Below are 22,770 nucleotides of genomic sequence, written 5' to 3'. Positions count from 1 at the left end.
TAATTTGTTACAGAATATTTTTCAGGTGGTTGATAATTTCATCAGTAGAATGCTCATTGGTATTAACCGCAAAACTTGCTTCATTATAAGGTTTGTACACTTCTTCTTCAGTAACCATGAAAAGACCAACCGTTGGTGTATTTACCGCACTTGCCAAATGCATTACACCATTATCTGCGGCAATAAAAACTTCACAATTGGTAATAAATCCACCCATTTCACGGATGTCTTTGCTGTAAAAAGACGGCGCACTGAAATTAATTTTAGAGATATTTTCTACCGGTAAAAGTTCTACGATATTGTAATTGGGAAATGCCGTTTCCAGCTTTTCGTAAAAGGCATTCCACCATTCTTCGGAGTAACATTTTGCTCCGGTTGCGTTGGTAAAAAGACAGATCGATTTCCTGTCATTTTTTACAAGATTGTTCAGCTTCTCTTTTCCTTCTTCAATTTCAGCTTCGCTTAATTTTATATCTAAATCAGGAATTTTAGAACCGCTTCTGTCGATATCCAACTGACTTAAGAAATCTCTCAGGCTATAAATTGAATTTTTCGCAGCGTGACGGTAATCTGAAAATTCAGATTGCAATTTTTCATCCGTATCCCCAAAAACTTTGTACTCTGATCTTGCCATAGAAGTTGACAACTTCCCAGATGAAGAACCATAACTAGCGTTGATGACCAAGTCATATTTTCTACTCTTCAATGTTGCCCAACCTTTAATGTACTGAAACAAACTGCTGAAAGGTTTTTTGGGAAGCTGAATGATGCGGTCTATATTTTTATAATTTTTGTAAATAATGGGCGTAATTCCACCTTTTACAAAAAGATCAATTTTTGCCTCCGGAAAAGTGTCAATAACTTCCTGCACCAAAGGCGACAGAAGAAGTAAATTTCCAAGCCTGTGGTTGGGTCTGGAAATTAATATTTTTTTTATTGGAATATTTCTTTTTACAATGCCTCCTGCGTGAGATTTACCGACATTTTTGGTAAGACCTCTCATCAAAGACCTTCTGGCCGTATTTACTTTTTTAGATACTTTCATTTAGAAAAATAAGATCAACGTGCAAAGGTCGTAAATAATCTTGAATGAATCTAATTAATTCCTCAAAGGCCGCAGCAAATCTGTTAGTCCATTGATTTTAATTTCGTACACCGTTGAAAGCTGCATTCCTAATTTGCCCGCCGGCATTCCTTTTTTGTGCATCCATTCCAGATAATTTACCGGAATATCGGCTAAAATAGTTCCTTTATATTTACCAAAAGGCATCTTTACTACGCATATTTCCTGAAGTATTTCAGGCCTTAATCCTTCCATGTATTAAACAATCAAGTCAATTTTATTTTCGAGTTCTTCATCTTTATCGGAAAGCAGAATTTCTTTGGAATCATCCTCAGAAAATTCGTTTCTGTACACCTGAATTAAAAGCAAAGTTAAAGAAACCATGATCGGACCGAATACCAATCCCATAAATCCGAAAAGATTCATCCCCATGATAATCCCGAAAACAGTATTTAAAGGGTGAATATCTTCCAGTTTTTTAAGCAGAGTAAATCTCAGTAAATTATCTGTAACGCCCACCACAATTACACAATAGGCAGCTAGCCCAAGACCTGCTCCTGTATTTCCTTCAGCAATCATAAAAATACAGATTGGAACGTAAATAATTGCCGCTCCAACCACCGGAATCATCGAAGCAGCCGCCGTAAGCGCAAACAAAAGTACAGGACTCGGTGCTCCGAAAATGAAATAGCCAATCAATGCAATAATCCCCTGACCCAAAGCAACAACCGGAATTCCAATCGCATTTGCCATAATCAGTTTACGCATTTTTTCGCCAATCAGCGATACGTTTGATCTTTTTAAAGGAGCTGCTGAACCTAAAATTCTTTCGAATAACCGTGGCTTTTCAAACATAAAATACAGAATGAAATACATCGACATAATCACCGTAAGCGTATTTACCGTGCCGCTTAATGCAGAGGTAGAAAATCTGCCGGCCGTGGTTTTCAGCTTATTCATATTTTCTTTGCTCAGAATATCAATTTTCGTTTTGCTGTACACAAAATCGTGAATTTTATCTATGAATACATTGAACTTGGTCATGTACGCCTGCGCATTTCCCAGTTTTTCAATAAGAAGATCCGCGATAAAATAAACCGGCAAAACGATCACGATAACACTTGCTAGCATCAAAACCAGAGCAGATGCCCAGGGCTTCCATTTCCTCTCTTCCTGCAGATAAAAATTATACTTTCTGCACACGACGTAAATCGTGATGGCTCCCAAAACGGACGGGATAAATAAGGCAAGATTAAAACAAATCAAAGCAACCATAGTAATAATGATTGCTAAAAGGAATACCTGTTTAATTTTAATACCGCTAATCTGTTGATCTTTATTCATGGCTTTTAATTTAGATTAAATTTGTCTTGGCTTTCCACAATACGCACAGTACATGGAATACATTACGACATAAATAAAGGGCAATGTAAATATTATACCAATACAGCAGAGAACAAATCCCAGAACGCTGATTAAAATACCTAAAAGCCCTGTTCCGAGAAAAGTTCCGTAATCTTCTTTGGCAATTGCATACGTTTTACTGATGGCGTCAACAGCTGACAGATTTTCGAATAAAAGAAAGGGTAAACCCAGCATAAACAGCGGGTATACAAAGAAAAACGGCAATCCGCATAATGCTGCAGAGATGGCAAAAATAATATTCGTAATCAAACTGTAGAGTAAAGTCTGACCTAAATTCTGACGAAAACCGATAAATAAATCTGAAAATTCTACAGTCTGTTTATTATTAAATTTATTTGCAATATAAATAAGACCAAGGTGTAAAGGTGCCAGCAAAATATTCCAAAAACTGGAAAATGAATAGTATAAACCGAAACCTGGCTTATCCCAAAACTCATCTTTTGGTCTGGTGAAATTGCTGAAATCATCATAATCTCCCCAAACATTAAATCCGGTAAGAAGTTGCAGTAAAAAATCTCCGATGATGTAAATGATCATTATAACAAACGCGTAGAGAAAAATGCCTTTATAGATTTCAAACGCATGCGAAATAATAGAGCCCGTGCTTCTTTCCGGACTGGAACCTTTCTGGTCAAATTCGTCAAACTGAGACATAGCTATTCATATTTTTATGGTTACTCAAATATAAATTATTTTCACCATAAAAAATTACTCTGCCGGATCTAAATCTTTTTTCTCCTGCCCAAAAATATTTTTGTAAAGTGAATAGATTATAGCATTCCAAAAAGGGAAAGTGAAAAGAATACCGAAGAAAAAAACGATAAAACCGGCATAGCAGAAAATTACTGCCACCAAAACGCAGACAAAAATTTCCAGAAAATTGGTCTTTAAAGCCTTCCAGCCTATTCCTAGAATTTCGATGATTCTTTTATTTTCAAAAAACATCAGCGGAGCCGCAAAAATAGTGAGCATCACCCAGATTACAGGCAAAACAAATGTCTTCCCGATAATGGTGTAAAGAAAAACCCAGAAAATATAGAAACTTATGAATTTAAAGAAGTTAATTCCGATGTATCCTGCAAACAGATCATTAAGTCCAACCTCTTCATTCAAATCCATCTTCCTGTAAATTTGGTAAAATCCTATGTTTAGAGGATAAAGAAAAATTCTCACCGCCATCATTCCTAAAATGAAATACTGAAAACCCTCACTATCAAAAACAGTAGCTACATCTGTCTGGAAATCTTCAAGACCGCTTTTGCCAACATTCTGATAATTAATGTAAGCCGTAAGTAAGTTTTCAATTACATTATATTTAGTTCCTAAATAATAAAATACAGTGAAGTAAATTCCAAAATAAATAATCGAAAACATTACCTGTAAACCCAAAGTCTTGCTCCAGTAAGAAAATGCCTGCTTTAAAATAAGATCGATTCCCGCTTTTTGGGGATATTGTTGCTGCATCAGAAAAAATTTTATGCAAAAGTAAACATCAATAACTACTTTTGCGGAATGTTTTTGGCAAATCATCCAAATTTTAAAAGAATGGATGAACTTTCAGAGAAGAAAGTTCCGTTTTTTTTCATGACCGATTTTCTTTGTGAAAATATTTTGGTTTACACTGAAAGCGAACTTGACAATTCAGGCTTGTTGATTGATTTTCAATCCTTTTCAAACGCAAAACAGAAAGATGACCTAACTACAAAAACTGATTTTAAATCTTTTCCTGAAACCGTGGAAGAATTTAAAAAAGGCTTCGTTCACGTACAGAATAACCTAAGGCTAGGAAACTCATACTTAACCAATTACACAAGAAAAACAGAGATAGCGACCAACCTCAGTTTAGAGGAAATTTTCTATCATTCTCAGGCAAAATATAAGGTGTTATCTGAAGATTTTTTCGTATTTTTTTCTCCTGAAACTTTCGTCAAAATAATCAACGGTAAAATTTATACGTATCCGATGAAAGGTACTATCGATGCATCTTTAGACAATGCCGCAGAAGTTTTGAAAAATGATCCTAAAGAAAAAGCAGAGCATTACACCGTCGTAGATCTGTTGAGAAACGATTTAAGCATGGTTGCTGATGACGTAACGGTTGACAAATTTCAGTTTATCGATTTTCTGAAGACAAAACAGAAGGATCTTTTTGCCATGAGTTCAGAAATATCAGGTAATCTGAAGCCGGAATTCCGGGGCAAAACTGGAAGCATTATGCAGAAACTTCTGCCTGCAGGCTCAATATTAGGAGCTCCAAAACCCAAAACTTTAGAAATCATTCTGGAAGCAGAAGGTTTCAACAGAGGTTTTTACACCGGCGTTTCTGGCTGGTTTGACGGTGAAAACCTCGACAGCTGCGTGATGATCCGTTTTATTGAAAAGGAAAACGGGAAACTATATTTTAAAAGTGGTGGCGGAATTACGCACATGAGCAAATTAGAAGACGAGTACGAAGAAATGAAAAACAAAATCTATGTCCCAATTCATTGAAAGCATAAAAGTAGAAGACCAGAAAATTTTTCTTGCCGATCTTCATCAGAAAAGAATCAACGGTACTTTTTCTCACTTCGGGAAAAGCGATCCCATAGACCTTCAGAAGATTTTTAAGCATCTGCAGCACAATGAAGACGGCTTATACAAATTGCGTCTGGTTTATGATTTAGACAAAAAAATCCGCACCCAAATGATTCCGTATGCGATACCGGAAATTCACACTTTTCAGTTGGTGGAAAACAACAGCTACGACTATTCATTTAAATTTGAAGACCGTAAGGAACTCGATAAAATGAAAATGAAATCACGGTCTGAAGAGATTATTATTGTAAAAAACAACCACATCACCGATACTTCTTTTTCCAATATTTTATTTAAAAAAGGGAAAGACTGGTTTACACCGACAACATATCTTTTAAATGGAGTTCAGCGTCAGCATTTGCTTAAATCCAAAAAAATAAAAGAAACAGAAATCACTTTACAAAACCTGAAAGACTTTTCTCATTTTCAGCTCATTAATGCAATGAATGATTTTGATGATATGTTCATTTATCCGATCGACAAAATCGTCAACCTTCCAGGAAGCGAGGATTATCTGGATTTGTAAACTTAAAATTTTTAATTCTTAATCTCAGACTCAACCTTAACCTCAACCTGGAAACTACAAAGATTTAAAATAAGTTTTCAAAATATCAGCATTGCTTTTACCTGCTGTGACCACTTCCAGAATTTTTGGCTGAATATCGGCTTTAAAGAAATTTTCCATCACACGGTCGAGCGTCATTTCATCTTCCACTTTTGTGTAGGAAAACCCGAAATGTTTTGCTAAAAATTCTACATTTTTGTGGTGTTTTGTAGAGATAAATTCATCTACCGTATTCGAGTTGGCATTTCCCGGTCCCGGAATAATTTTAAAAATATTCCCTTCCCCATTATTGAATATAATAATTCTTGTAAACGGCGGAATATACTGATTCCAAAGCCCATTAACGTCGTACATAAAACTCAGATCTCCTGTAAGCAGAAGCGTTGGTTTTTCATTTTTAATGGCAAAGCCCATTGCTGTGGAAGTACTTCCGTCGATGCCGCTTGTTCCGCGGTTGCAGTAGATTCTTCTCTTTCCGAAATCAAACAGTTGAGCATAACGAATAGCCGATGAATTGCTGAAATGGATATTATAGTTTTCCGGAACGCTGTGCGAAACTTTATTGAAAAAATAAAAGTCTGAGTATTCAGCAAGATTAAGATACTGTTCGTGTTTCAAATCTTTTTTATCCCTCAGAACATCCCAAAGATTGTAATAAGGTTTTGGTTCAAGCGTTGCAAAATTCAAAAGTTTTGAAAAAAACAGTTCAGGCTTAACTTCAATTTTCTGCGTCAGTGCAAAATAAGTGTCAGGCTGCCAAACCTCATCCAGATGCCAGTGCTGTTTGGGATGGGCGCTTCTTAAAAACTGTTTTACTCTTTTTGAAACCACATTCTGACCAACCGTAATCAAAAGATCGGGAGCATATTGTCTGTAATCTTCATCTGTAAAACCTGTAATATATCTGTCGATATGTTTAAAAAATTTCTCGTGATAAAGATTTGAATTTGTTTCACACAGAACCACAACCGTATGGTTTTTCACCAGCTGCGTCAGTTGATTTTCAAGTTCGGCACTGTAATCTCTTGTTCCCACCAAGATCATAATACGCTGAGATGTGTTCCAGTCGGCAGCGAGGTTGGATGGCATTTCGTATTCTTTCTGACGGATTGTATGTTCTACAGAAGGAAAAGTGGGAAGTTCAGAGACAAGCTCATACAAGGGTTCTTCCAGAGGAATATTGATATGAACGGGACCTCTTTTCTCAAAACAAAGTTCAATGGCTTTTTTAATCGTTTCAGAATTGATATTTTCTGCATCATCTTTGGAATCTTCCAAAAGCTGAAAATCTCCGTAAGAATGCTGATGGAAAAGATTGTTCTGACGAATGGTCTGTCCGTCAAAAATATCGGTATAGTCTGTCGGGCGGTCTGCCGTGAGAATTAACAGGGGAATATTTGAATAAAAAGCTTCCGTTACCGCAGGATAGTAATTGGCCGCTGCCGAACCACTTGTACAGGTAATTACAACAGGTTTTTTCTCACTGATCGCCATACCCATTCCTACAAACGCAGCACTTCTTTCATCAACAATCGAGAAACAGTTGAAGCTGTCAATTTCAGAAAAATGGATGGCCAAAGGAGCGTTTCTCGATCCCGGCGAAATGATAATATCTGAAATCCCGTACTGCTGAAGAAGATGTGCAAGAACCTGCACACTGCGTTTTGAAGAATATTTTTTCATAGAGCAAATTTACTTCATAATTAATTAATTTTAAAATGATTTGGAACGAGTTTTTGTCTTGGCAGAAATTGTCATTGCGAGTCTACTTTGTCATTGCGAGGAACGAAGCAATCTAAACAATGTTGCTTCTGCACTTTGAACAGATTGCTTCGTCGCTCCTTCTCGCATTCACGTAAAAAGTTTAATTTTATATAAATCTTCTGTATTATGAAACCCGGTTTTATCTACATCATGACAAATTAAAATAACAATACACTTTATGTAGGCGTCACCTCTAATCTGCTTCAAAGGATAAGTGAACATAAAGAAAAGCGCTACAATAATTCTTTCAGCAGCAGATACAATCTGACAAAATTGGTTTATTGGGAAGCTTTTCAGGAAATTGGTGATGCCATCGATCGTGAAAAACAAATAAAAGGTGGCTCAAGGCAAGCTAAACTAAATCTGATCAATTATCTTAATCCAGAATGGAGAGATTTATATGAAGATGTAAAACTGGAATTTGAAAATTTAGGATTGGGATTTTAAGCGGTATTATTGAAAAAAACAAGATTTTTCCATTTATGATAAGTCTGAAGCTAGCTCTCTCACACTGGTTTTCATAGTACAACAGATTACTTCGTTCCTCGCAATGACGATGTTGATAAGATTTTTTATCTAATCTACAATTAAAAAGAAACTTTAATTTGCTTAAAAAATTCTGTAAATTAGCCCCACGTAAAATTTCTATAAAATGGATAAAATACCTAGTGTAGACCTGCGTGATTTCCTTTCGGACAACCCGGAACGCAAACAGAAATTTGTAAATGAAATCGGAAAAGCTTACGAAGAAATTGGTTTTGTTGCCTTAAAAGGACATTTCCTTGATGACCAACTCGTAGACGATCTTTATGGAGAAGTAAAAAACTTCTTTGAACTTCCCACAGAAACCAAACAAAACTACGAAATCCCCGGAATCGGCGGACAGCGCGGCTATGTAGGCTTCGGAAAAGAAACAGCAAAAGGATTTAAAAAAGGTGACCTTAAAGAATTCTGGCATTTCGGACAGTATGTTTCGGATGACTCCAAATACAAAAGCGAATATCCTGACAACGTTGTTGTAGACGAGCTTCCAAAATTTAATGAAGTAGGTAAAGAAGCTTACCAGATGCTTGAAAAAACAGGTAAATATGTTCTGAGAGCCTTGGCATTATATCTTGGTCTTGACGAGTTTTATTTTGATGATAAAATCGCAGAAGGAAACTCTATTTTAAGACCTATCCATTATCCGCCAATCACGCAGGAGCCTGATGATGCAGTAAGAGCTGCGGCTCACGGAGACATCAACCTGATCACTCTTCTGATGGGTTCTCAGGGAAAAGGTCTTCAGGTTCAAAACCACAAAGGCGAATGGATTGATGCCATTGCAGAACCGGACGAACTGATGATCAACGTTGGAGATATGCTTTCAAGACATACCAACAATAAATTAAAATCTACGATTCACAGAGTGGTCAATCCGCCAAGGGAATTGTGGGGAACTTCAAGATATTCTATACCTTTCTTCATGCACCCGGTGAGCGAAATGTCGCTGAATGCTCTTGAAAACTGTGTAGATGAAAACAATCCTAAGCTGTATGAAGATACAACCGCCGGAGAATTTTTACACGAAAGATTAATTGAACTGGGATTGATTAAGAAATAATTTTGAAACCGAACTTTTCAGTTCGGTTTTTTTCTGTTGTAATTTCTAACGGAATACTTCGCCGGTTTCTACCTTTAAATCCGGGAAAAGTGTTGATGTAAGCAACTGACCGTCGGAGAAAGGTTTTAAACCAATATACTTACCCTCCTGCAACACAAAGATATTAATTGATCTTTCCTCCGGATATACCAACCAATATTCCGAAACTCCTGCTTCCTGATACAGATCAAATTTTGTATCCATTTCTTTCTGAGAATTTCCCGGAGAAAGAATTTCAATAACCAAATCCGGTGCACCTACACATTTTTTGCCGTCAGCAATTTTTTGAAGATCACAAACCACAAAAAGATCAGGCTGTACCACCGTAAAAATATCTTTGTTTTCCTGCATCGATTTTTTCATATCCACCAATACGACATCCGCCGGAGCATAAAAATACTGACAGGTTTTTCCGTTTAAATACTGATGCAGAATAATATTGATATTTTTGGATACCGTTTGATGTACGAGATTCGGCGCAGGACTCATCTTCAGAATTTTACCTTTGATGAGCTCTACTCTTTCTTTAAATTTCCAGTGCAGATAGTCTGCGTATGAATAGGTTTTATTCAAATCCAACAAGCTGATATCTGTAATATAATTATCCATAACATTTTTTCTTTTCAAAAGTACAAAATTTCTTCTTCTTGGTTTTTAATTATCCTAATAACAGATCTAAAACAACCTCAGCTGCTGTTCCCTCGTCCCGGTAAAACCATCTGTAGAAAGTTTGGGAAATTCTTTTCCTTCGAAAAACTTCTTTCTGCCGATTTTAAAGGTGTTGTGAATCATTTCTGCGATATTGCCTTCACCTTTCTGCCTGTCGAAATATTTCTTTTCACCCAGTTTTCCGCCGCGCATTGATCTGATTAAATTTAAAACCTTTTGGGCTCTGTCGGGAAAAGCAGTTTCAATCCATTTGACGAAAACGGGTTCTACAGAATCATTTAATCTCACCAAAGTATAACCGAAACTTTGAGCTCCCGCTTCAGAAATTGCTTTTAAAATACCCAATGGTTCATCACTGTTCAATCCCGGAATAATTGGCGCGACCATCACGTGAGTAGGTATTCCGTTTTGAGACAGAATTTCTACAGCTTTCAGCTTATTTTTTGCTGAACTTGTTCTCGGTTCCATTTTTCGACGTAATTCTTCGTTGATGGTGGGAATGCTCAGAGAAACTGAAACCAAATTCTGTTCAGCCATCGGTTTCAGAATATCCAAATCCCGCAGAACCAAGGCGTTTTTGGTGAGAATATTTACAGGATGTCTGTAGTCGAGACAAACCTGCAACAACTTTCTTGTAATTTCAAACTGTCTTTCCGCAGGCTGATAGCAATCGGTGTTGCCGGAAAGCAAGATGGGTAAAGGCTGATAACCTCTTTTTCTGAAAAATTTCTCCAACAATTCAGGAGCATTTTTTTTGACCATGATTTTTCTTTCAAAATCAATTCCGGCACTGTAGCCCCAGTATTCATGGGTCGGTCTTGCAAAACAATACGAACAGCCGTGCTCGCAGCCCTGATAAGGATTCATAGAATATTCCATTGGCAAATCGGCGCTTTTGACTTGATTAACAATGGTCTTGGGAAAGACTTCCGTGAAAGTGGTTTTTACATTTTCAAGATCTTCATCATCGGGCTCAAAAGTATATCTGTCAAAACGGTTGTTGACGTTTCGCTGTGCTCCCTGGCCTTTTATGATATTTTCGTCTTTCATTGTTCCTGTAAAAATATAACCGGAATATTATAAAGTAATAAGTTTTAAGACTGAAGTTTTCCACAAAAAAATCCGGCACACCAAAAATTTGGAAATGCCGGAAATTGTAAGACAAATATAATTGTATACTACTTCTGCGGTTTGTTATTTCATAGCAAAATACTCTACACCGTGCTCATCTTCGGCATCTACTCTGTCGTGATGTCTATGATAGTCACCATAGTAATCGTTGTATTTCTTCTGTTTTTTTTCCAATATCTTCTTGATTCCGATAAAACTTAATGCAGCCAGAAGGCCTATTCCTCCTGCAAGTAAAATTCCTGCTTCTTTTTTCATATTATGAAATTTTTTGTTTTAGACGAAAGCAAATAATGTACCTTTTGAAATGGTGGCAATAATAAATTTTGTTAAAGAACAGATTTTTATATCCTTATTTTGTGGTTTGATAATTGTAGTTTGAAACTAAAAATATTATTATGGAAAACAAAGATACAGGTGACCAAATGACCACGCTGAGCCAGGTAATGACCAGACTCGCCCAGAGAGGAATTCACAGAGAATACAGAATGGATGAGGAAGGAAATATGAAACTGGACAATTCTGAAAGAACATATGAACCGATCAACCTCACCATTTTAAGAACCTACCGTTTTGAAGGTGACAGCAACCCCGCAGACAGTGCCGTGCTCTATGTAGTGAAAGACCACGAGAGAAACATCGGTTTTATTTTAGATTCCTATGGCGCAGAAAGCAATTATCCCGGACATAAATTTGATGAATTTTTAAGAGATATTCCGGTAGAAGAAGACGATGAATTCAGCATTGACTGAAAAAAATTTTATAAAATTAAATCCGAAACTGATTACTTAGTTTCGGATTTTTCTTTTTTCCTGAATACGCCTTTCATAAAGCCTTTTTTCTTTGGAGGTTCTTCTGTTTTTGATGGAGATTTTGCTTCTTCTTTCACAGATTTTGTCACATCTTTTACAGTTTCCGTAGTTTTAGCAAGGCTCTCGCCGATGAGCGTTTTCTTCAGACCGTCTTCGATCCCTTTCCAGAACATATTGAAGAACGATTTTGTCGGATCACGCTCAACACCTTCCACTTCCACAGATTCAGGGAATTTGTCGGAAGTACTCTTAATGAAAACATTTGCGACGGCACTCAGCAGATTTTTCTTTGCCTTCGTCTGTTTATCTAAGAGGGCGATTTTTAAATCTTTATGTTTTAATTTAAAACTTCCTCCTAAACCTTTCGGATTACCTTTAAAATCAAAAAGCATCTCCTGAATCGTGCCGGTTGCAGAAACATTCATATAAGGAACGATAAACGCATTCAGCGATGATGCAGGAATTCCCGTTGCGCGGCCGGCAATTCTGAAACGGTCACTTTGATCTGCCGTATTAAAATTCCAGTTGACAGAAAGTGGCGAAGCATTGAGGAAAGAACAGTCGATTTTAATTTTAACTTCGGTCGGTTTTCCTTTCATTTTGGCAGAATTCAGATTTTGCACGTGCATATTGAAGTTGCTGAAGGTCAGTTTTCCCGGTCCGTCACTTTTTTTTGTGTCTTCTTCGTATTCGAGATAGGAATTTTTGAGGTATAAATGGTCAACAAACATCGGGATGTTGATCGATCTCAACATTTTAGAATATAACGGTTTTATTTTCGGATCATCCGCAGGAACTTTACTTCTGAAAATATTGGCATTGGCATTTGAAATTGTTACGTTGCTTGCGCGAATCGATTTGTTTTCCGAGAAGAAATCCAAGTCGCCGGCAGCAGAAATCTGAGAAAATTTAAGATCATACAGATCACTTTCAACCGGAATCATTTTGATAAACTGAGCTCTTGAAACCAGTGGCTTCATCGCAAAATTACTGATGACCGCCTTGTTTTTAGCTAAATTTAAATTTCCGACAGTCATCAGATAAAATTTTGTTTTATAGGAAAAATTGGATGAGGAAAGACTGTAATCTTTTACTTTAAAGGCGAGACCGGAATTATCTGTCCTGGGAGCAATTTCCAGATTGCTGATTTGCGCATTGAGCTGTTTGAATGATAACGGCTGATTATCTTTATCTAAAGTAAAATCTGAATTTTTCAGCTGAATATTTCTGATCGTTACAGGAAACTGAATACCTGCAAAATTTTGCTTTTTCTTCACTGCCTTTTCGCCAGAAGGAATGTATACTCCGGCAACGCCATCCACCAGGACATTTTTTACATCCAGATTGAGTTTTTTGTCCTCAATCTTCCAGTCGTTAATATTGAACGCAATTTGTTTAAGTTTTAAATCAGTTTTATTGCCCGGATTTGTAACTGCAATTTCATTAAATGAGCCATTTTTAGGATTAATATTAATGTTTCTAAAATGAATATAGTTATTGGCAGCCAGCAAAATATCCTCACCACTAAATTTAAAACCGCTATAATGCACAGGAATTACCTGAGATGAAGTCTCTTTATTAAAAACAAGGTCATTAACCGAAAGATTTAGTTTTTTTGCCAGCAAAAGGTCGGTTCCGTCTGGTTTTATAAGCTGAGCAGATGCGTTGGTAATCTGAACGCCTTTCAGATCAATATCAAAATTGAACGGCTTTTTTTCTTTTTTGGAAGCGACAGCATTGTTGGTGTAAACTAAAAAACGCGGGTTGATAAAATGAGCACCGGAAAGCGAAACTTTATTTTTTTTTAAAGTAATATCCTTGAAATTCATCTGCGGAACGGCAAACTCTAAAAGCTGCTTCTGCATGGGAAAATTCTTTTTAAAATCATCGAAACTCACCAATGGTTTCAGGTAAAAATTTTCTACAGACATCTGTCCGTCTTTCGTCGTAATTTTCGCAATGGTAAGCTGGTAAATTGTATTGGGCTGAAAGAAGAAATTCTCTCCCCGAATGCTGTAGCTGTCGAAAACTACAGGCAGTTTATCTTCCACTACATCTTCGGTTGTTTCAAGATTTTCTACAATTAAATCTAAATCCTGAACACTTAAAAACTTTTCTTTTGTTGGTTTAAAAACCGTTATTTTACCATTTCTGATTCTTATATTTTCAAAGGAAACCGGATTTTTCTTTTTCCCAGTTTTCTTATCAACAGCATCAGCTAGTGTAATTTCAAGATTCGGATTTGCCAACAGGAGATCGGTAGAACTGATTTTTTTATTAAATACAGCATCAAAAATTCCAAAACGGCTGATTTTTAAAGTGTCAATACTTCCCTTCAAACCAATCACCTGTGTGTTTGTCGGATTTTTGGATTCTACTTCAATCGCGGAAGCAAAAATATTTCCGGTCATAAGATCCACATCCATCCTTTTATACGATACTTTGTAGTCTGTATTTTTTTTAACGTAATCAGGAAGCTGGGTTTTGAGCCAGATATTGAGAGCAAAATTGGCAATCAGAATCAGTCCGAAGAAAATTCCAAGACCTATTAAAAGCTTTCTAACCCAGGGTTTTTTCATGATTTATTTCTGTTGAATTATTGATTTTCACTTATTACTTGGTGAAAGTAACCATTCCTGTATTTGTTATTTATTGATGACGGGAATTTCAGAATGTTCCATTACATTTTTTCTAGTTAGGTTTGATTTTAAAACTTTTCCTTTAGCATCAATCTGAAAATAAGCATTTCCGTTTCTTGCATAAATTCTTGGCTCTTGATTATCATATCTGTAGAAATCATTTAGATTAGGATAAATTTCATCATAAATAAAATCACATAAAATTTTTCCTTCTTCATTTATAATCCCAGCTTTGTTTTGTTTCTTAGCGAAAATTAAGCCATTGAGATAACTAAATTTATCATAAATCGGTGGTATCGTAATTTTGAAGGTTTCGTGATCAATTAAACCTATTTTTCCATTTTTTACAATAAATTTAGAATGTCGCGGTCCATATTCAGTCCAATTTGAAATTTCATCGTATTCTAAAGGAAGAATTATTTTTCTGTTGACATCAATGATCCCAAACTTTTTATTCTTGGAAATAATAAAATAGTTATGATTATTGAAAATGGGTACAATCAAATTATATCCGTCAATTAGCACTTTGTTATTGATGTTAATTACTTTATTGTCTGCAATAAACAAATTTTTTTTACTTAGTTCTTCGTCATCAAATTTATCATAGAGCGGGTATATTTCGTGGTATTGAAGAGGAATTTTGATCTGTCCCTTTTCATCAATGATTCCAAAACTATCCCCAATTGCAACACTCAGAAATGGTGTTCCCTCAATTTCATCCATTCTGTCATATACAAAAGGTATCAAAGTTTCACCTTGCCAATCAACCATTCCAAACTTATTTTTCAGATTTTTAAAAATTATGATTGGATCATCTATTGTAAAAGCATTGTAAACAGGCTCATAAGAAAGTCCTATTTCTTTGAGTTCCTTATTTAAAATGTGATAAATTTTTCCTTTTCTTGCATTATAATATTCGGAGTAAACTCCATGACTGGTATCGTAAGGTTCTATAAAATCATATTCTAAGGGGATTTTAAATTCACCATTGGTCTTTATCATTCCATACTTCCCTTTCCTTTTTACAATAGCATTTTTGAAGGTATCGAACACAGTTGCAGAATCAAATTTATTATTGGGAAAAGCCGCCTGAGCTTTTAAATTTATAAACTCAAATTTGCCGTTTCTTTCCACAAGAGCTGCACCATTTTCAAAATAGGTAGAAGCATGTCTTTTAAAAATATCTTTAGAAAAATCTATAATGTCTGTACGATGGATTTTATCATAAATAAAATCTGCAAGCTGCTTACCTTGATTATCGAAAACAGCCCATTTCCCGTTTTTCTTTACAATTACATTAGTATCGAGCATTTGCTGATCAACTTCGGGATATATAATTGGAATAATCTCTTTACCTTTCTTATTTATAAATCCCCATTTGCCGCTTTTTTGAACAGCGCATAAGCCACTTGGTCTAAAATAATCAACCTTATCATACTGAGGAGGAATCACAAATTGCCCTTGAATATTAATAAATCCCCATTTTTGCTTTTTTCTGGCAGAAGCAAGTCCTTCAGAAAAAATGTTGATTGCTTCAAAATCTCCTTCTAATTTTAAATTATTTTTTGTGATGAAAAATTCTTTGCCATTATTTTTCGCATATGCCAATCCATTTTCAAAAGGATTCAAAAAATCATATTCAAAAGGAATTATAACTAAACTGTCTTTATTTATGAATCCCCATTTATTTGGTTGATGAAGATTTACTCTAATCCAACCCGTCTCTTCATCTTTTTCGAAATATGAAATGTTTTTTCTTGACAAATCAATCATTTCCTGTGAATTTGAATTACAAGAAATAAAAAATAATACAACGAAAAAGAACAGATTTTTCATTTTTTAAGAAATTTCCAGCTCAATCACATACCCTTCATGCCCCCTCACATTTATAAAGTTCCCACCTTCAAAACTCAGATACTGCCCTTTAATTCCAACCAACTTTCCGGTAAATTCCGGCTTTTTGTCTAAAGTGAAAGAAGTTATTTTCTCCGGTTTTGAAAAAGGGTAATCAAACTTCCACATATTTTCGCCTTCTGAATAGAACTTCTGGAAATCTTCAGGGAAATACTCTCTGATTTTCTGCTGAAAATCCTGCAAATCAATCTCATCCTCAAAATCGTCCTGAAGCATCTTGCGCCAGTTGGTTTTATCGGCAACATGCTCTTTCAGGGCAACTTCTATCATTCCGGCTTCGTAGCGATTCTCTGTTCGTGCAATCGGAAGAGCAAACGTTGCTCCCTGATCAATCCATCGTGTAGGAATTTGCGAATTTCTGGTAACACCTACTTTCACATCGCCTGTGTAAGCTAAGTAAACAGTGTGCGGCTGCAGCTGAATTTGTTTTTCCACGTCAAGATCTCTTTCACCAACGCCCAAATGCGCTGTAGAAAGCTCCGGACGAATAATGGTATCACTGGCATACGGGCTTTCGAAGAAGCAGCTTTTGCAGAAACCCATTCTGTAAATAGCCTTATCCAAATTACAATTAACACATTGAAAACCTATGTGCTTTATTGACAAATCTTTCCCAAACAATTCATTCATGTGAATAAGATCGTTGGAGAGATTCAGATAATATTGTATAGGCTGAGCATCAAAACTCGTCATTTTTAAAATTTGCCCCTGAAATTTCATTGCTTTTTTAATTTGAAAGTAAAAATACTGAAATATACTTTATCAACTTAATTTTTATAATTTTGTGATTCTTCAAACACGTATGAAAAATCTACTGTTCCTATTCCTGATTTTTTCAGTTTCAAATATTACAGCACAATCTTTTAGAACTGTGTCTGTACTCGATTCTGCAGATTCCAAGCCCATTGCAAATGCGAAAATACTTACCGGAAGCAGTGTCTTGTACACGAATGAAGACGGTAAAGTACTTATCCCGGAGCAGATTAAAAATATAGAAATTTCTGCGCCATGGTATGGACAGAAAAAAATCTCCGCCCTTTCTTCACCAATATACCTGAACCCTCTTTTCAAAGAGATCGAAGAGGTCGTTGTTACAAATATTGACTTAAAGAATCTTTTTAAGAATATTATTGACACCTACAGCACCGTTTATTATTCAAATCCCTCGCTTTATACCGGTACAGTAAAGCAAAAATCTTTTGTTGACGGTAAAATTGCTCATCTTTTGGTCGCCGACGTAAATGTTTGGTCAAGATTCAATTATTTTAATTTCAACGCAGGTAACGACACTGACAGTTTTTTCAATATTGGTCTGAATGATATTAAATTTTATAAGACTATTAAGCTTGACGAGAAATACCCTTTCGCATCAGTTCCCAATCTTCTTCCTAAAGACTTTATCGGAACATTTTATATGAATTATCAAATTGTCGGTATGCTGAATACTCTTAAAGATTTAAAAATAAAAACAAGCCTGTTATATGAAAATGCCGGAATTCAAAAACTACGTTTCGAAAGCGAAAGAAACGATCAATTTGAAATAAAATTTACAGGATTTTTAACCTACAATAAAAACGACAGGGCCATAGTAAATTTGAATGTCGTAATTGACCAAAACTTTGCCCAATCCGAAAAAGTGTCTAAAACGGGAGAGCCTTATACCAGCAATACAACCAAAGCAGAAGTTTTTTTTGATTTTTATAAAAGAAATAACCAATATTTACCGTCATTAATTACTGTCATGGGCGAAGGCTATTCTGAATCTAAAACCATGAAAGTTCCTTTTAAAGCTTATCAGGAAATTAAGCTGGAAAAATTCAGTGAAGGAAGTAAGCGCGGATTAAAGAAGAAAATCGACCTGAGCAAATCCTTTATAGAAAACATTCCCGATAAAGATATTAATGAAACAAAAACCTTGCTTTCTGCTCAGGAACAGAAATTTATTGATGCCAAATCATGATTAGAAAAAACGCAATGACATATCTCATTACCGGCGGAAGCGGATTTATCGGTTCTCATCTAATAGAAAACCTGTTGAAAAACGGACATTCTGTCATCAGCATCGATAATTTTGATGATTTCTATGATTATAAAATCAAAATCAGGAATACATTAGAATCTGTAGGTTCCAATTCTTCATTTAATTTTAAAGATAAACTAAATGATATTCAGGCTCTGATTGAACAGACAAAATCTGACCTTTTTCAGCTTTACAACGTTGATATCAGAGATAAAAATGGTTTAGAAGAAATTTTTAAAAATCATACAATTGATTTAATAATTCATCTCGCTGCACTTGCCGGCGTGAGACCATCCATCGAAAGACCGTTAGATTACGAAGAAGTCAATATCAAAGGAACCATGCATCTGTGGGAGCTGGCGAAAGATTTCGGGATTAAAAAAATGATCTGCGCTTCATCATCCAGCATTTACGGTAACAACGAAAAAATACCTTTTTCAGAAAGTGACGCCGTTGACCAACCTATTTCTCCCTATGCCGCCACAAAAAGAGCTGTTGAAATCCTAGGCAATGTGTATCACAGTCTCTACGGAATCGACATGATTCACCTCAGGTTTTTTACGGTTTACGGCCCGAGACAGCGCCCCGATCTTGCCATTCATAAATTTACAAAACTTATCTCTGAAAATAAAGAAATCCCGTTCTATGGCGACGGATCAACCGCACGGGATTATACTTTTATAGACGACATCATCCATGGGATTATTGGTTCAATAGAATATTTGGAGAACAGTGACAGGGCTTATGAAATTATTAATTTAGGTGAAAACGAAGTGATCACACTCAACGAAATGGTCGCTACTTTAGAAAATGCTCTGGGACAGACAGCCAACAGAAAAAATCTGCCAATGCAGGCCGGTGATGTCACAAAAACGAATGCTGATATTGCCAAAGCAGCCACATTATTGGCGTATAAACCAACTGTAAACTTCCAAAATGGCATAAAAACTTTCGTGGAATGGTTTTTGAGAAATCGAGAACAGAATAGCTGACAGAGTGTATAAATACTTTTTGCTGTTCATAAATATTTAACAAAAAGAATTGAAAATCAAGTATAAAAAAGGCTATAATATAACCTAATTTTATACTTTTGCAAAAATTAAAATATTATGTACTGGACATTAGAATTAGCATCCTACTTAAGTGACGCGCCTTGGCCAATGACAAAGGCAGAATTGATCGACTACGCAATCAGAACCGGTGCACCGATGGAGGTGGTAGAAAATCTTCAGGCTATCGAAGATGAAGGTGAAGTTTACGATGCCATCGACGAGATCTGGAGCGACTATCCTACAGACGAGGATTATCTTTGGAACGAAGACGAATATTAAGATAGCAACAGCTGATGGCTTCCGTCATTGGCTTTTTTATATAATTACTAACGCAATTAGCCACAGGTTATTTGCTAAAAGCTAAATAAATGAGTTTTTTAAACAAAGTTCTTAAAGGGTTTTTGGGAGACAAGAAAGCGCAGGACCTAAAGGAAGTAAAAAAAGTTGTAACAAAAATCAAAGCTGTTGAGCCTGGAATTCAGCAATTGTCTGATGATGGTTTAAGAGAAAAAACGGCCGAGTTTAAAGAAAATATCAGTTCTGCAACCAGCAAAATTACTGCTCAGGTTGAAGAAACAAAAGAGCTTATCAAAAACTCAACTAATGTTGACGAAAAAGAAGCTTTATTCTCAAAAATCGACACACTGAAGAAAGAATCTTACGAAATTGAAGAGAAAGTACTTCTTCAGATTCTTCCGGAAGTTTTTGCTTTAGTAAAAGAAACAGCAAGACGATGGGCTGAAAACGGAGAAATCCGTGTGACGGCTACAGAATGGGACAGACAATTGGCTGCCTCAGGAAAAGATTTTGTAGAAATTCAGGGTGACCAGGCAGTTTGGAAAAACCACTGGGATGCTGCCGGAACTCCCGTAAACTGGGATATGGTACATTACGATGTTCAGTTTATTGGTGGGGTTATTCTTCACAGCGGTAAAATTGCAGAGATGGCAACCGGTGAAGGTAAAACTTTGGTAGGAACACTCCCTATTTTCCTTAATGCTCTGCCGGGAAGAGGTGTACACGTGGTAACCGTGAATGATTATTTGGCAAAACGTGACTCCGCGTGGATGGGACCATTGTATCAGTTCCACGGAATGTCCATCGACTGTATCGACAATCATCAGCCGAATTCAGACGGAAGAAGAAAAGCATACAATTCAGATATTACTTACGGAACGAATAACGAATTTGGTTTCGATTACCTGAGAGACAACATGGTGAGCTCTCCGACAGAATTGGTTCAGAGAGAATTAAACTTTGCCATTGTGGATGAGGTAGATTCAGTTTTGGTAGATGATGCAAGAACGCCGTTAATTATTTCTGGTCCGGTTCCGCAAGGAGACAGACAGGAATTTGATGTTCTGAAACCTTCTATCGACAGAATTGTTGAGGTTCAGAAAAAAACAGTTTCTGCAATATTTAATGAAGCTAAAAAATTAATTGCTGCCGGAAATACCAAGGAAGGTGGGTTTAAATTACTTCAGGCTTACAGAGGTCTTCCGAAAAACAGACAGCTGATTAAATTCTTATCAGAAAGCGGAAACCGTGCATTGCTTCAGAAAATTGAGGCTCAGTACATGGCAGACAACAACCGCGAAATGCCGACGGTTGATAAAGATCTATACTTCGTTATTGAAGAAAAAAATAATCAGGTAGACCTTACAGACAAAGGTGTTGAATACATGTCTCAGGGGAATTCAGATAATAACTTCTTTGTACTTCCTGATATCGGAACTGAAATCGCAGAGGTTGAAGCTAAAAATTTATCTAAAGAAGAAGAATTTGAAGCTAAAGAAAGACTTTTTGCAGATTTTGCTGAGAAATCAGAGAGGGTTCACACCATGAGTCAGTTGCTTAAAGCTTACACATTGTTTGAAAAAGATGATGAGTATGTTGTAATCGACGGTGAAGTAAAAATCGTTGACGAGCAGACCGGCCGTATTATGGAAGGCCGCCGTTATTCAGATGGTTTGCACCAGGCGATTGAAGCTAAGGAAAGTGTAAAAATCGAAGCTGCAACGCAGACTTTTGCTACCGTAACCCTTCAGAACTATTTCCGTATGTACAACAAACTTGCGGGTATGACGGGTACAGCTGAAACTGAAGCTGGTGAGCTTTGGCAGATTTATAAATTAGACGTTGTGGTAATTCCTACCAACCGTCAGATTCTCAGAAATGACAAACAGGATTTGGTTTTCAAAACTAACAGAGAAAAATACAATGCCGTTATTGAAGAAGTTGAGCAGTTAACAGCTGCTGGAAGACCTGTTTTGGTCGGTACAACATCGGTTGAGATTTCTCAGTTGCTGTCAAAAGCACTTCAGTTAAGAAAAATTCCACACCAGGTTTTAAATGCGAAACTTCACAAAAAGGAAGCAGAAATCGTTGCAGGAGCCGGTCAGCCGGGAGTTGTAACTATTGCAACCAACATGGCAGGTCGTGGAACGGATATTAAACTTTCAAAAGAAGTGAAAGAATCCGGTGGTTTAGCAATTATCGGTACAGAAAGACACGATTCAAGACGTGTGGACAGACAGTTGAGAGGTAGAGCGGGACGTCAGGGAGATCCTGGAAGTTCGCAGTTCTATGTTTCTTTGGAAGACAACTTAATGCGTTTATTCGGTTCTGAAAGAATTGCTAAAATGATGGACAGAATGGGTCATAAGGAAGGTGAAGTAATTCAGCATTCTATGATTTCAAAATCTATCGAAAGAGCTCAGAAAAAAGTAGAGGAAAACAACTTCGGAACAAGAAAAAGACTTCTTGAGTACGATGATGTCATGAACAAGCAGCGTGATGTAATCTACAAAAGAAGAAAGAACGCACTGTTTGGTGATCACCTTAAGTATGACATTACGAATATGATTTTCGATGTTGCCAATTCCATCGTAGCGAAAGGAAAAGCTACCGGAAGTTATAAAGAATTTGAATACGAAATCATCAAAACTTTCACTATGGAATCTCCTGTTTCTGAGGACGATTTCAAAGCTAAAACGGTTGCAGATCTTACGAATATTTTATTCAGTGCAGCTCAGGAAGATTACAACATGAAACTGAATCTGTTGAAAGAAAAATCTTTCCCGATTATAGAAAATGTATTCCAGACGCAGGGTTCAATGTTTAAAATGATTCAGGTTCCGTTCACGGATGGAATTAAGACAATGACTATCGTAACTGACTTGAAAGAAGCTTATGATTCTAAATGTGATACCATGATCAACGATTTTGAAAAGAACATCACTCTTTCTATCATCGATGAAAACTGGAAACTTCATCTTCGTGAAATGGATGATTTGAGAAAATCTTCTCAGGGAGCTGTTTATGAGCAAAAAGATCCGTTGGTAATTTACAAACAGGAATCTTTCCACCTTTTCAGTGAAATGATCGATAAATTAAACAGAGAAATTATTTCATTCTTATACAAAGGAGAGATTCCTGCATAAGCGAATAAATTTCATTTTATACAAAAAACCGTTTCTTTTGAGACGGTTTTTTGTTATTTA

General features: G+C 36.3%; 20 protein-coding genes and 1 pseudogene. 9 read left to right on the top strand and 12 right to left on the bottom strand.

The window, feature by feature from the left end; genetic code table 11:
- Positions 1 to 7 precede the first annotated feature (7 nt).
- From IC610_RS12295 to IC610_RS12275, 5 genes are read right to left on the bottom strand one after another with little or no spacing between them, the layout of a single operon-like run.
- The gene (locus tag IC610_RS12295; protein ID WP_191737121.1) at positions 8 to 1,045 is read right to left on the bottom strand and encodes a glycosyltransferase family 9 protein; all 1,038 of its coding nucleotides are present in this window, start codon (positions 1,043 to 1,045) and stop codon (positions 8 to 10) included.
- A gap of 54 nt (positions 1,046 to 1,099) precedes the next feature.
- The gene (locus IC610_RS12290) at positions 1,100 to 1,318 is read right to left on the bottom strand and encodes a DUF3820 family protein (RefSeq protein WP_191737120.1); all 219 of its coding nucleotides are present in this window, start codon (positions 1,316 to 1,318) and stop codon (positions 1,100 to 1,102) included.
- 3 nt (positions 1,319 to 1,321) lie between these two features.
- Positions 1,322 to 2,407 (bottom strand): AI-2E family transporter, encoded by a 1,086-nt coding sequence (locus tag IC610_RS12285; protein WP_191737119.1) that lies wholly within the window; start codon positions 2,405 to 2,407, stop codon positions 1,322 to 1,324.
- Positions 2,408 to 2,422: 15 nt separating this feature from the next.
- Positions 2,423 to 3,142 carry a beta-carotene 15,15'-monooxygenase gene (locus tag IC610_RS12280; protein WP_191737118.1) on the bottom strand — a complete coding sequence of 240 codons (720 nt, stop codon included), beginning with the start codon at positions 3,140 to 3,142 and terminating at the stop codon, positions 2,423 to 2,425.
- Between the two features lie 54 nt (positions 3,143 to 3,196).
- Positions 3,197 to 3,952: a DUF2189 domain-containing protein gene (locus IC610_RS12275; protein ID WP_191737117.1), complete on the bottom strand. Its 756-nt coding sequence runs from the start codon at positions 3,950 to 3,952 to the stop codon at positions 3,197 to 3,199.
- Between the two features lie 81 nt (positions 3,953 to 4,033).
- Here IC610_RS12275 and IC610_RS12270 point away from each other — a divergent pair, with 81 nt between their 5' ends.
- Together IC610_RS12270 and IC610_RS12265 are read left to right on the top strand one after the other, a co-directional pair.
- Positions 4,034 to 4,978 carry an aminodeoxychorismate synthase component I gene (locus IC610_RS12270; protein WP_262891692.1) on the top strand — a complete coding sequence of 315 codons (945 nt, stop codon included), beginning with the start codon at positions 4,034 to 4,036 and terminating at the stop codon, positions 4,976 to 4,978.
- Entirely contained in the window at positions 4,962 to 5,588 is a 627-nt protein-coding gene (locus IC610_RS12265; RefSeq protein ID WP_191737115.1) for an aminotransferase class IV, read from the top strand. Before IC610_RS12270 ends, IC610_RS12265 begins: the two co-directional genes overlap by 17 nt.
- Positions 5,589 to 5,642: 54 nt before the next feature.
- Here the strand turns inward: IC610_RS12265 and menD are convergent, their stop codons facing one another.
- Positions 5,643 to 7,310, bottom strand: a complete 1,668-nt coding sequence (gene menD / locus IC610_RS12260) for a 2-succinyl-5-enolpyruvyl-6-hydroxy-3-cyclohexene-1-carboxylic-acid synthase (RefSeq protein WP_191737114.1) — start codon at positions 7,308 to 7,310, stop codon at positions 5,643 to 5,645.
- 255 nt (positions 7,311 to 7,565) lie between these two features.
- Between menD and IC610_RS12255 the strand changes: the two are divergent.
- Both IC610_RS12255 and IC610_RS12250 read left to right on the top strand, forming a co-directional pair.
- Positions 7,566 to 7,838, top strand: a pseudogene (locus IC610_RS12255) (GIY-YIG nuclease family protein); the annotation flags it as partial.
- Between the two features lie 205 nt (positions 7,839 to 8,043).
- The gene (locus IC610_RS12250; RefSeq protein WP_191737113.1) at positions 8,044 to 8,994 is read left to right on the top strand and encodes an isopenicillin N synthase family dioxygenase; all 951 of its coding nucleotides are present in this window, start codon (positions 8,044 to 8,046) and stop codon (positions 8,992 to 8,994) included.
- A gap of 45 nt (positions 8,995 to 9,039) precedes the next feature.
- On the opposite strand, the gene IC610_RS12245 is transcribed toward IC610_RS12250, so the two are convergent.
- The 3 genes from IC610_RS12245 to IC610_RS12235 all read right to left on the bottom strand — a co-directional run bounded on the left by IC610_RS12245 (position 9,040) and on the right by IC610_RS12235 (position 11,088).
- Positions 9,040 to 9,642: a Uma2 family endonuclease gene (locus IC610_RS12245; protein WP_191737112.1), complete on the bottom strand. Its 603-nt coding sequence runs from the start codon at positions 9,640 to 9,642 to the stop codon at positions 9,040 to 9,042.
- A 66-nt stretch (positions 9,643 to 9,708) separates the two neighbouring features.
- Complete coding sequence (locus tag IC610_RS12240) at positions 9,709 to 10,752, bottom strand: PA0069 family radical SAM protein (protein WP_191737111.1); 1,044 nt, start codon at positions 10,750 to 10,752, stop codon at positions 9,709 to 9,711.
- Positions 10,753 to 10,896: 144 nt separating this feature from the next.
- Positions 10,897 to 11,088, bottom strand: a complete 192-nt coding sequence (locus IC610_RS12235; protein ID WP_056083402.1) for a hypothetical protein — start codon at positions 11,086 to 11,088, stop codon at positions 10,897 to 10,899.
- Between the two features lie 140 nt (positions 11,089 to 11,228).
- Between IC610_RS12235 and IC610_RS12230 the strand changes: the two genes are divergently transcribed.
- A complete protein-coding gene (locus IC610_RS12230) occupies positions 11,229 to 11,582 on the top strand; it encodes a hypothetical protein (protein ID WP_191737110.1) in 354 nt (117 codons plus the stop codon).
- Between the two features lie 32 nt (positions 11,583 to 11,614).
- Here the strand turns inward: IC610_RS12230 and IC610_RS12225 are convergent, their stop codons facing one another.
- The 3 genes from IC610_RS12225 to IC610_RS12215 all read right to left on the bottom strand — a co-directional run bounded on the left by IC610_RS12225 (position 11,615) and on the right by IC610_RS12215 (position 16,915).
- A complete protein-coding gene (locus IC610_RS12225; RefSeq protein WP_191737109.1) occupies positions 11,615 to 14,221 on the bottom strand; it encodes a hypothetical protein in 2,607 nt (868 codons plus the stop codon).
- A 66-nt stretch (positions 14,222 to 14,287) separates the two neighbouring features.
- On the bottom strand, positions 14,288 to 16,117 hold the full coding sequence (locus tag IC610_RS12220; protein WP_191737108.1) for a WG repeat-containing protein: 1,830 nt from the start codon (positions 16,115 to 16,117) through the stop codon (positions 14,288 to 14,290).
- Between the two features lie 3 nt (positions 16,118 to 16,120).
- The gene (locus IC610_RS12215) at positions 16,121 to 16,915 is read right to left on the bottom strand and encodes a DUF2797 domain-containing protein (RefSeq protein ID WP_191737107.1); all 795 of its coding nucleotides are present in this window, start codon (positions 16,913 to 16,915) and stop codon (positions 16,121 to 16,123) included.
- An 82-nt stretch (positions 16,916 to 16,997) separates the two neighbouring features.
- On the opposite strand from IC610_RS12215, the gene IC610_RS12210 reads away from it, so the two are divergent.
- From IC610_RS12210 to secA, 4 genes are all read left to right on the top strand, one after another.
- Positions 16,998 to 18,155 (top strand): hypothetical protein, encoded by a 1,158-nt coding sequence (locus IC610_RS12210; RefSeq protein WP_191737106.1) that lies wholly within the window; start codon positions 16,998 to 17,000, stop codon positions 18,153 to 18,155.
- Between the two features lie 14 nt (positions 18,156 to 18,169).
- Positions 18,170 to 19,207, top strand: coding sequence for a GDP-mannose 4,6-dehydratase (locus tag IC610_RS12205; RefSeq protein ID WP_191737246.1), 1,038 nt, complete (start codon positions 18,170 to 18,172; stop codon positions 19,205 to 19,207).
- A 117-nt stretch (positions 19,208 to 19,324) separates the two neighbouring features.
- Positions 19,325 to 19,546, top strand: coding sequence for a DUF2795 domain-containing protein (locus IC610_RS12200; protein ID WP_034709134.1), 222 nt, complete (start codon positions 19,325 to 19,327; stop codon positions 19,544 to 19,546).
- Positions 19,547 to 19,635: 89 nt separating this feature from the next.
- Positions 19,636 to 22,710 (top strand): preprotein translocase subunit SecA, encoded by a 3,075-nt coding sequence (gene secA / locus IC610_RS12195; RefSeq protein ID WP_191737105.1) that lies wholly within the window; start codon positions 19,636 to 19,638, stop codon positions 22,708 to 22,710.
- The last annotated feature ends 60 nt before the right edge of the window (positions 22,711 to 22,770 follow it).

Source organism: Chryseobacterium caseinilyticum (assembly GCF_014837145.1).
Classification (GTDB): domain Bacteria; phylum Bacteroidota; class Bacteroidia; order Flavobacteriales; family Weeksellaceae; genus Chryseobacterium; species Chryseobacterium caseinilyticum.
This window is presented reverse-complemented; position numbering and strand designations above follow the sequence as displayed.

Coding starts and splice junctions, on each gene's coding strand:
- IC610_RS12235 (WP_056083402.1), bottom strand. CDS start 11,088: ATGAAAAAAGAAGCAGGAATTTTACTTGCAGGAGGAATAGGCCTTCTG.
- IC610_RS12240 (WP_191737111.1), bottom strand. CDS start 10,752: ATGAAAGACGAAAATATCATAAAAGGCCAGGGAGCACAGCGAAACGTC.
- IC610_RS12230 (WP_191737110.1), top strand. CDS start 11,229: ATGGAAAACAAAGATACAGGTGACCAAATGACCACGCTGAGCCAGGTA.
- secA (WP_191737105.1), top strand. CDS start 19,636: ATGAGTTTTTTAAACAAAGTTCTTAAAGGGTTTTTGGGAGACAAGAAA.
- IC610_RS12270 (WP_262891692.1), top strand. CDS start 4,034: ATGGATGAACTTTCAGAGAAGAAAGTTCCGTTTTTTTTCATGACCGAT.
- IC610_RS12290 (WP_191737120.1), bottom strand. CDS start 1,318: ATGGAAGGATTAAGGCCTGAAATACTTCAGGAAATATGCGTAGTAAAG.
- IC610_RS12280 (WP_191737118.1), bottom strand. CDS start 3,142: ATGTCTCAGTTTGACGAATTTGACCAGAAAGGTTCCAGTCCGGAAAGA.
- IC610_RS12220 (WP_191737108.1), bottom strand. CDS start 16,117: ATGAAAAATCTGTTCTTTTTCGTTGTATTATTTTTTATTTCTTGTAAT.
- menD (WP_191737114.1), bottom strand. CDS start 7,310: ATGAAAAAATATTCTTCAAAACGCAGTGTGCAGGTTCTTGCACATCTT.
- IC610_RS12215 (WP_191737107.1), bottom strand. CDS start 16,915: ATGAAATTTCAGGGGCAAATTTTAAAAATGACGAGTTTTGATGCTCAG.
- IC610_RS12275 (WP_191737117.1), bottom strand. CDS start 3,952: ATGCAGCAACAATATCCCCAAAAAGCGGGAATCGATCTTATTTTAAAG.
- IC610_RS12205 (WP_191737246.1), top strand. CDS start 18,170: ATGACATATCTCATTACCGGCGGAAGCGGATTTATCGGTTCTCATCTA.
- IC610_RS12225 (WP_191737109.1), bottom strand. CDS start 14,221: ATGAAAAAACCCTGGGTTAGAAAGCTTTTAATAGGTCTTGGAATTTTC.
- IC610_RS12245 (WP_191737112.1), bottom strand. CDS start 9,642: ATGGATAATTATATTACAGATATCAGCTTGTTGGATTTGAATAAAACC.
- IC610_RS12295 (WP_191737121.1), bottom strand. CDS start 1,045: ATGAAAGTATCTAAAAAAGTAAATACGGCCAGAAGGTCTTTGATGAGA.
- IC610_RS12250 (WP_191737113.1), top strand. CDS start 8,044: ATGGATAAAATACCTAGTGTAGACCTGCGTGATTTCCTTTCGGACAAC.
- IC610_RS12265 (WP_191737115.1), top strand. CDS start 4,962: ATGTCCCAATTCATTGAAAGCATAAAAGTAGAAGACCAGAAAATTTTT.
- IC610_RS12210 (WP_191737106.1), top strand. CDS start 16,998: ATGAAAAATCTACTGTTCCTATTCCTGATTTTTTCAGTTTCAAATATT.
- IC610_RS12200 (WP_034709134.1), top strand. CDS start 19,325: ATGTACTGGACATTAGAATTAGCATCCTACTTAAGTGACGCGCCTTGG.
- IC610_RS12285 (WP_191737119.1), bottom strand. CDS start 2,407: ATGAATAAAGATCAACAGATTAGCGGTATTAAAATTAAACAGGTATTC.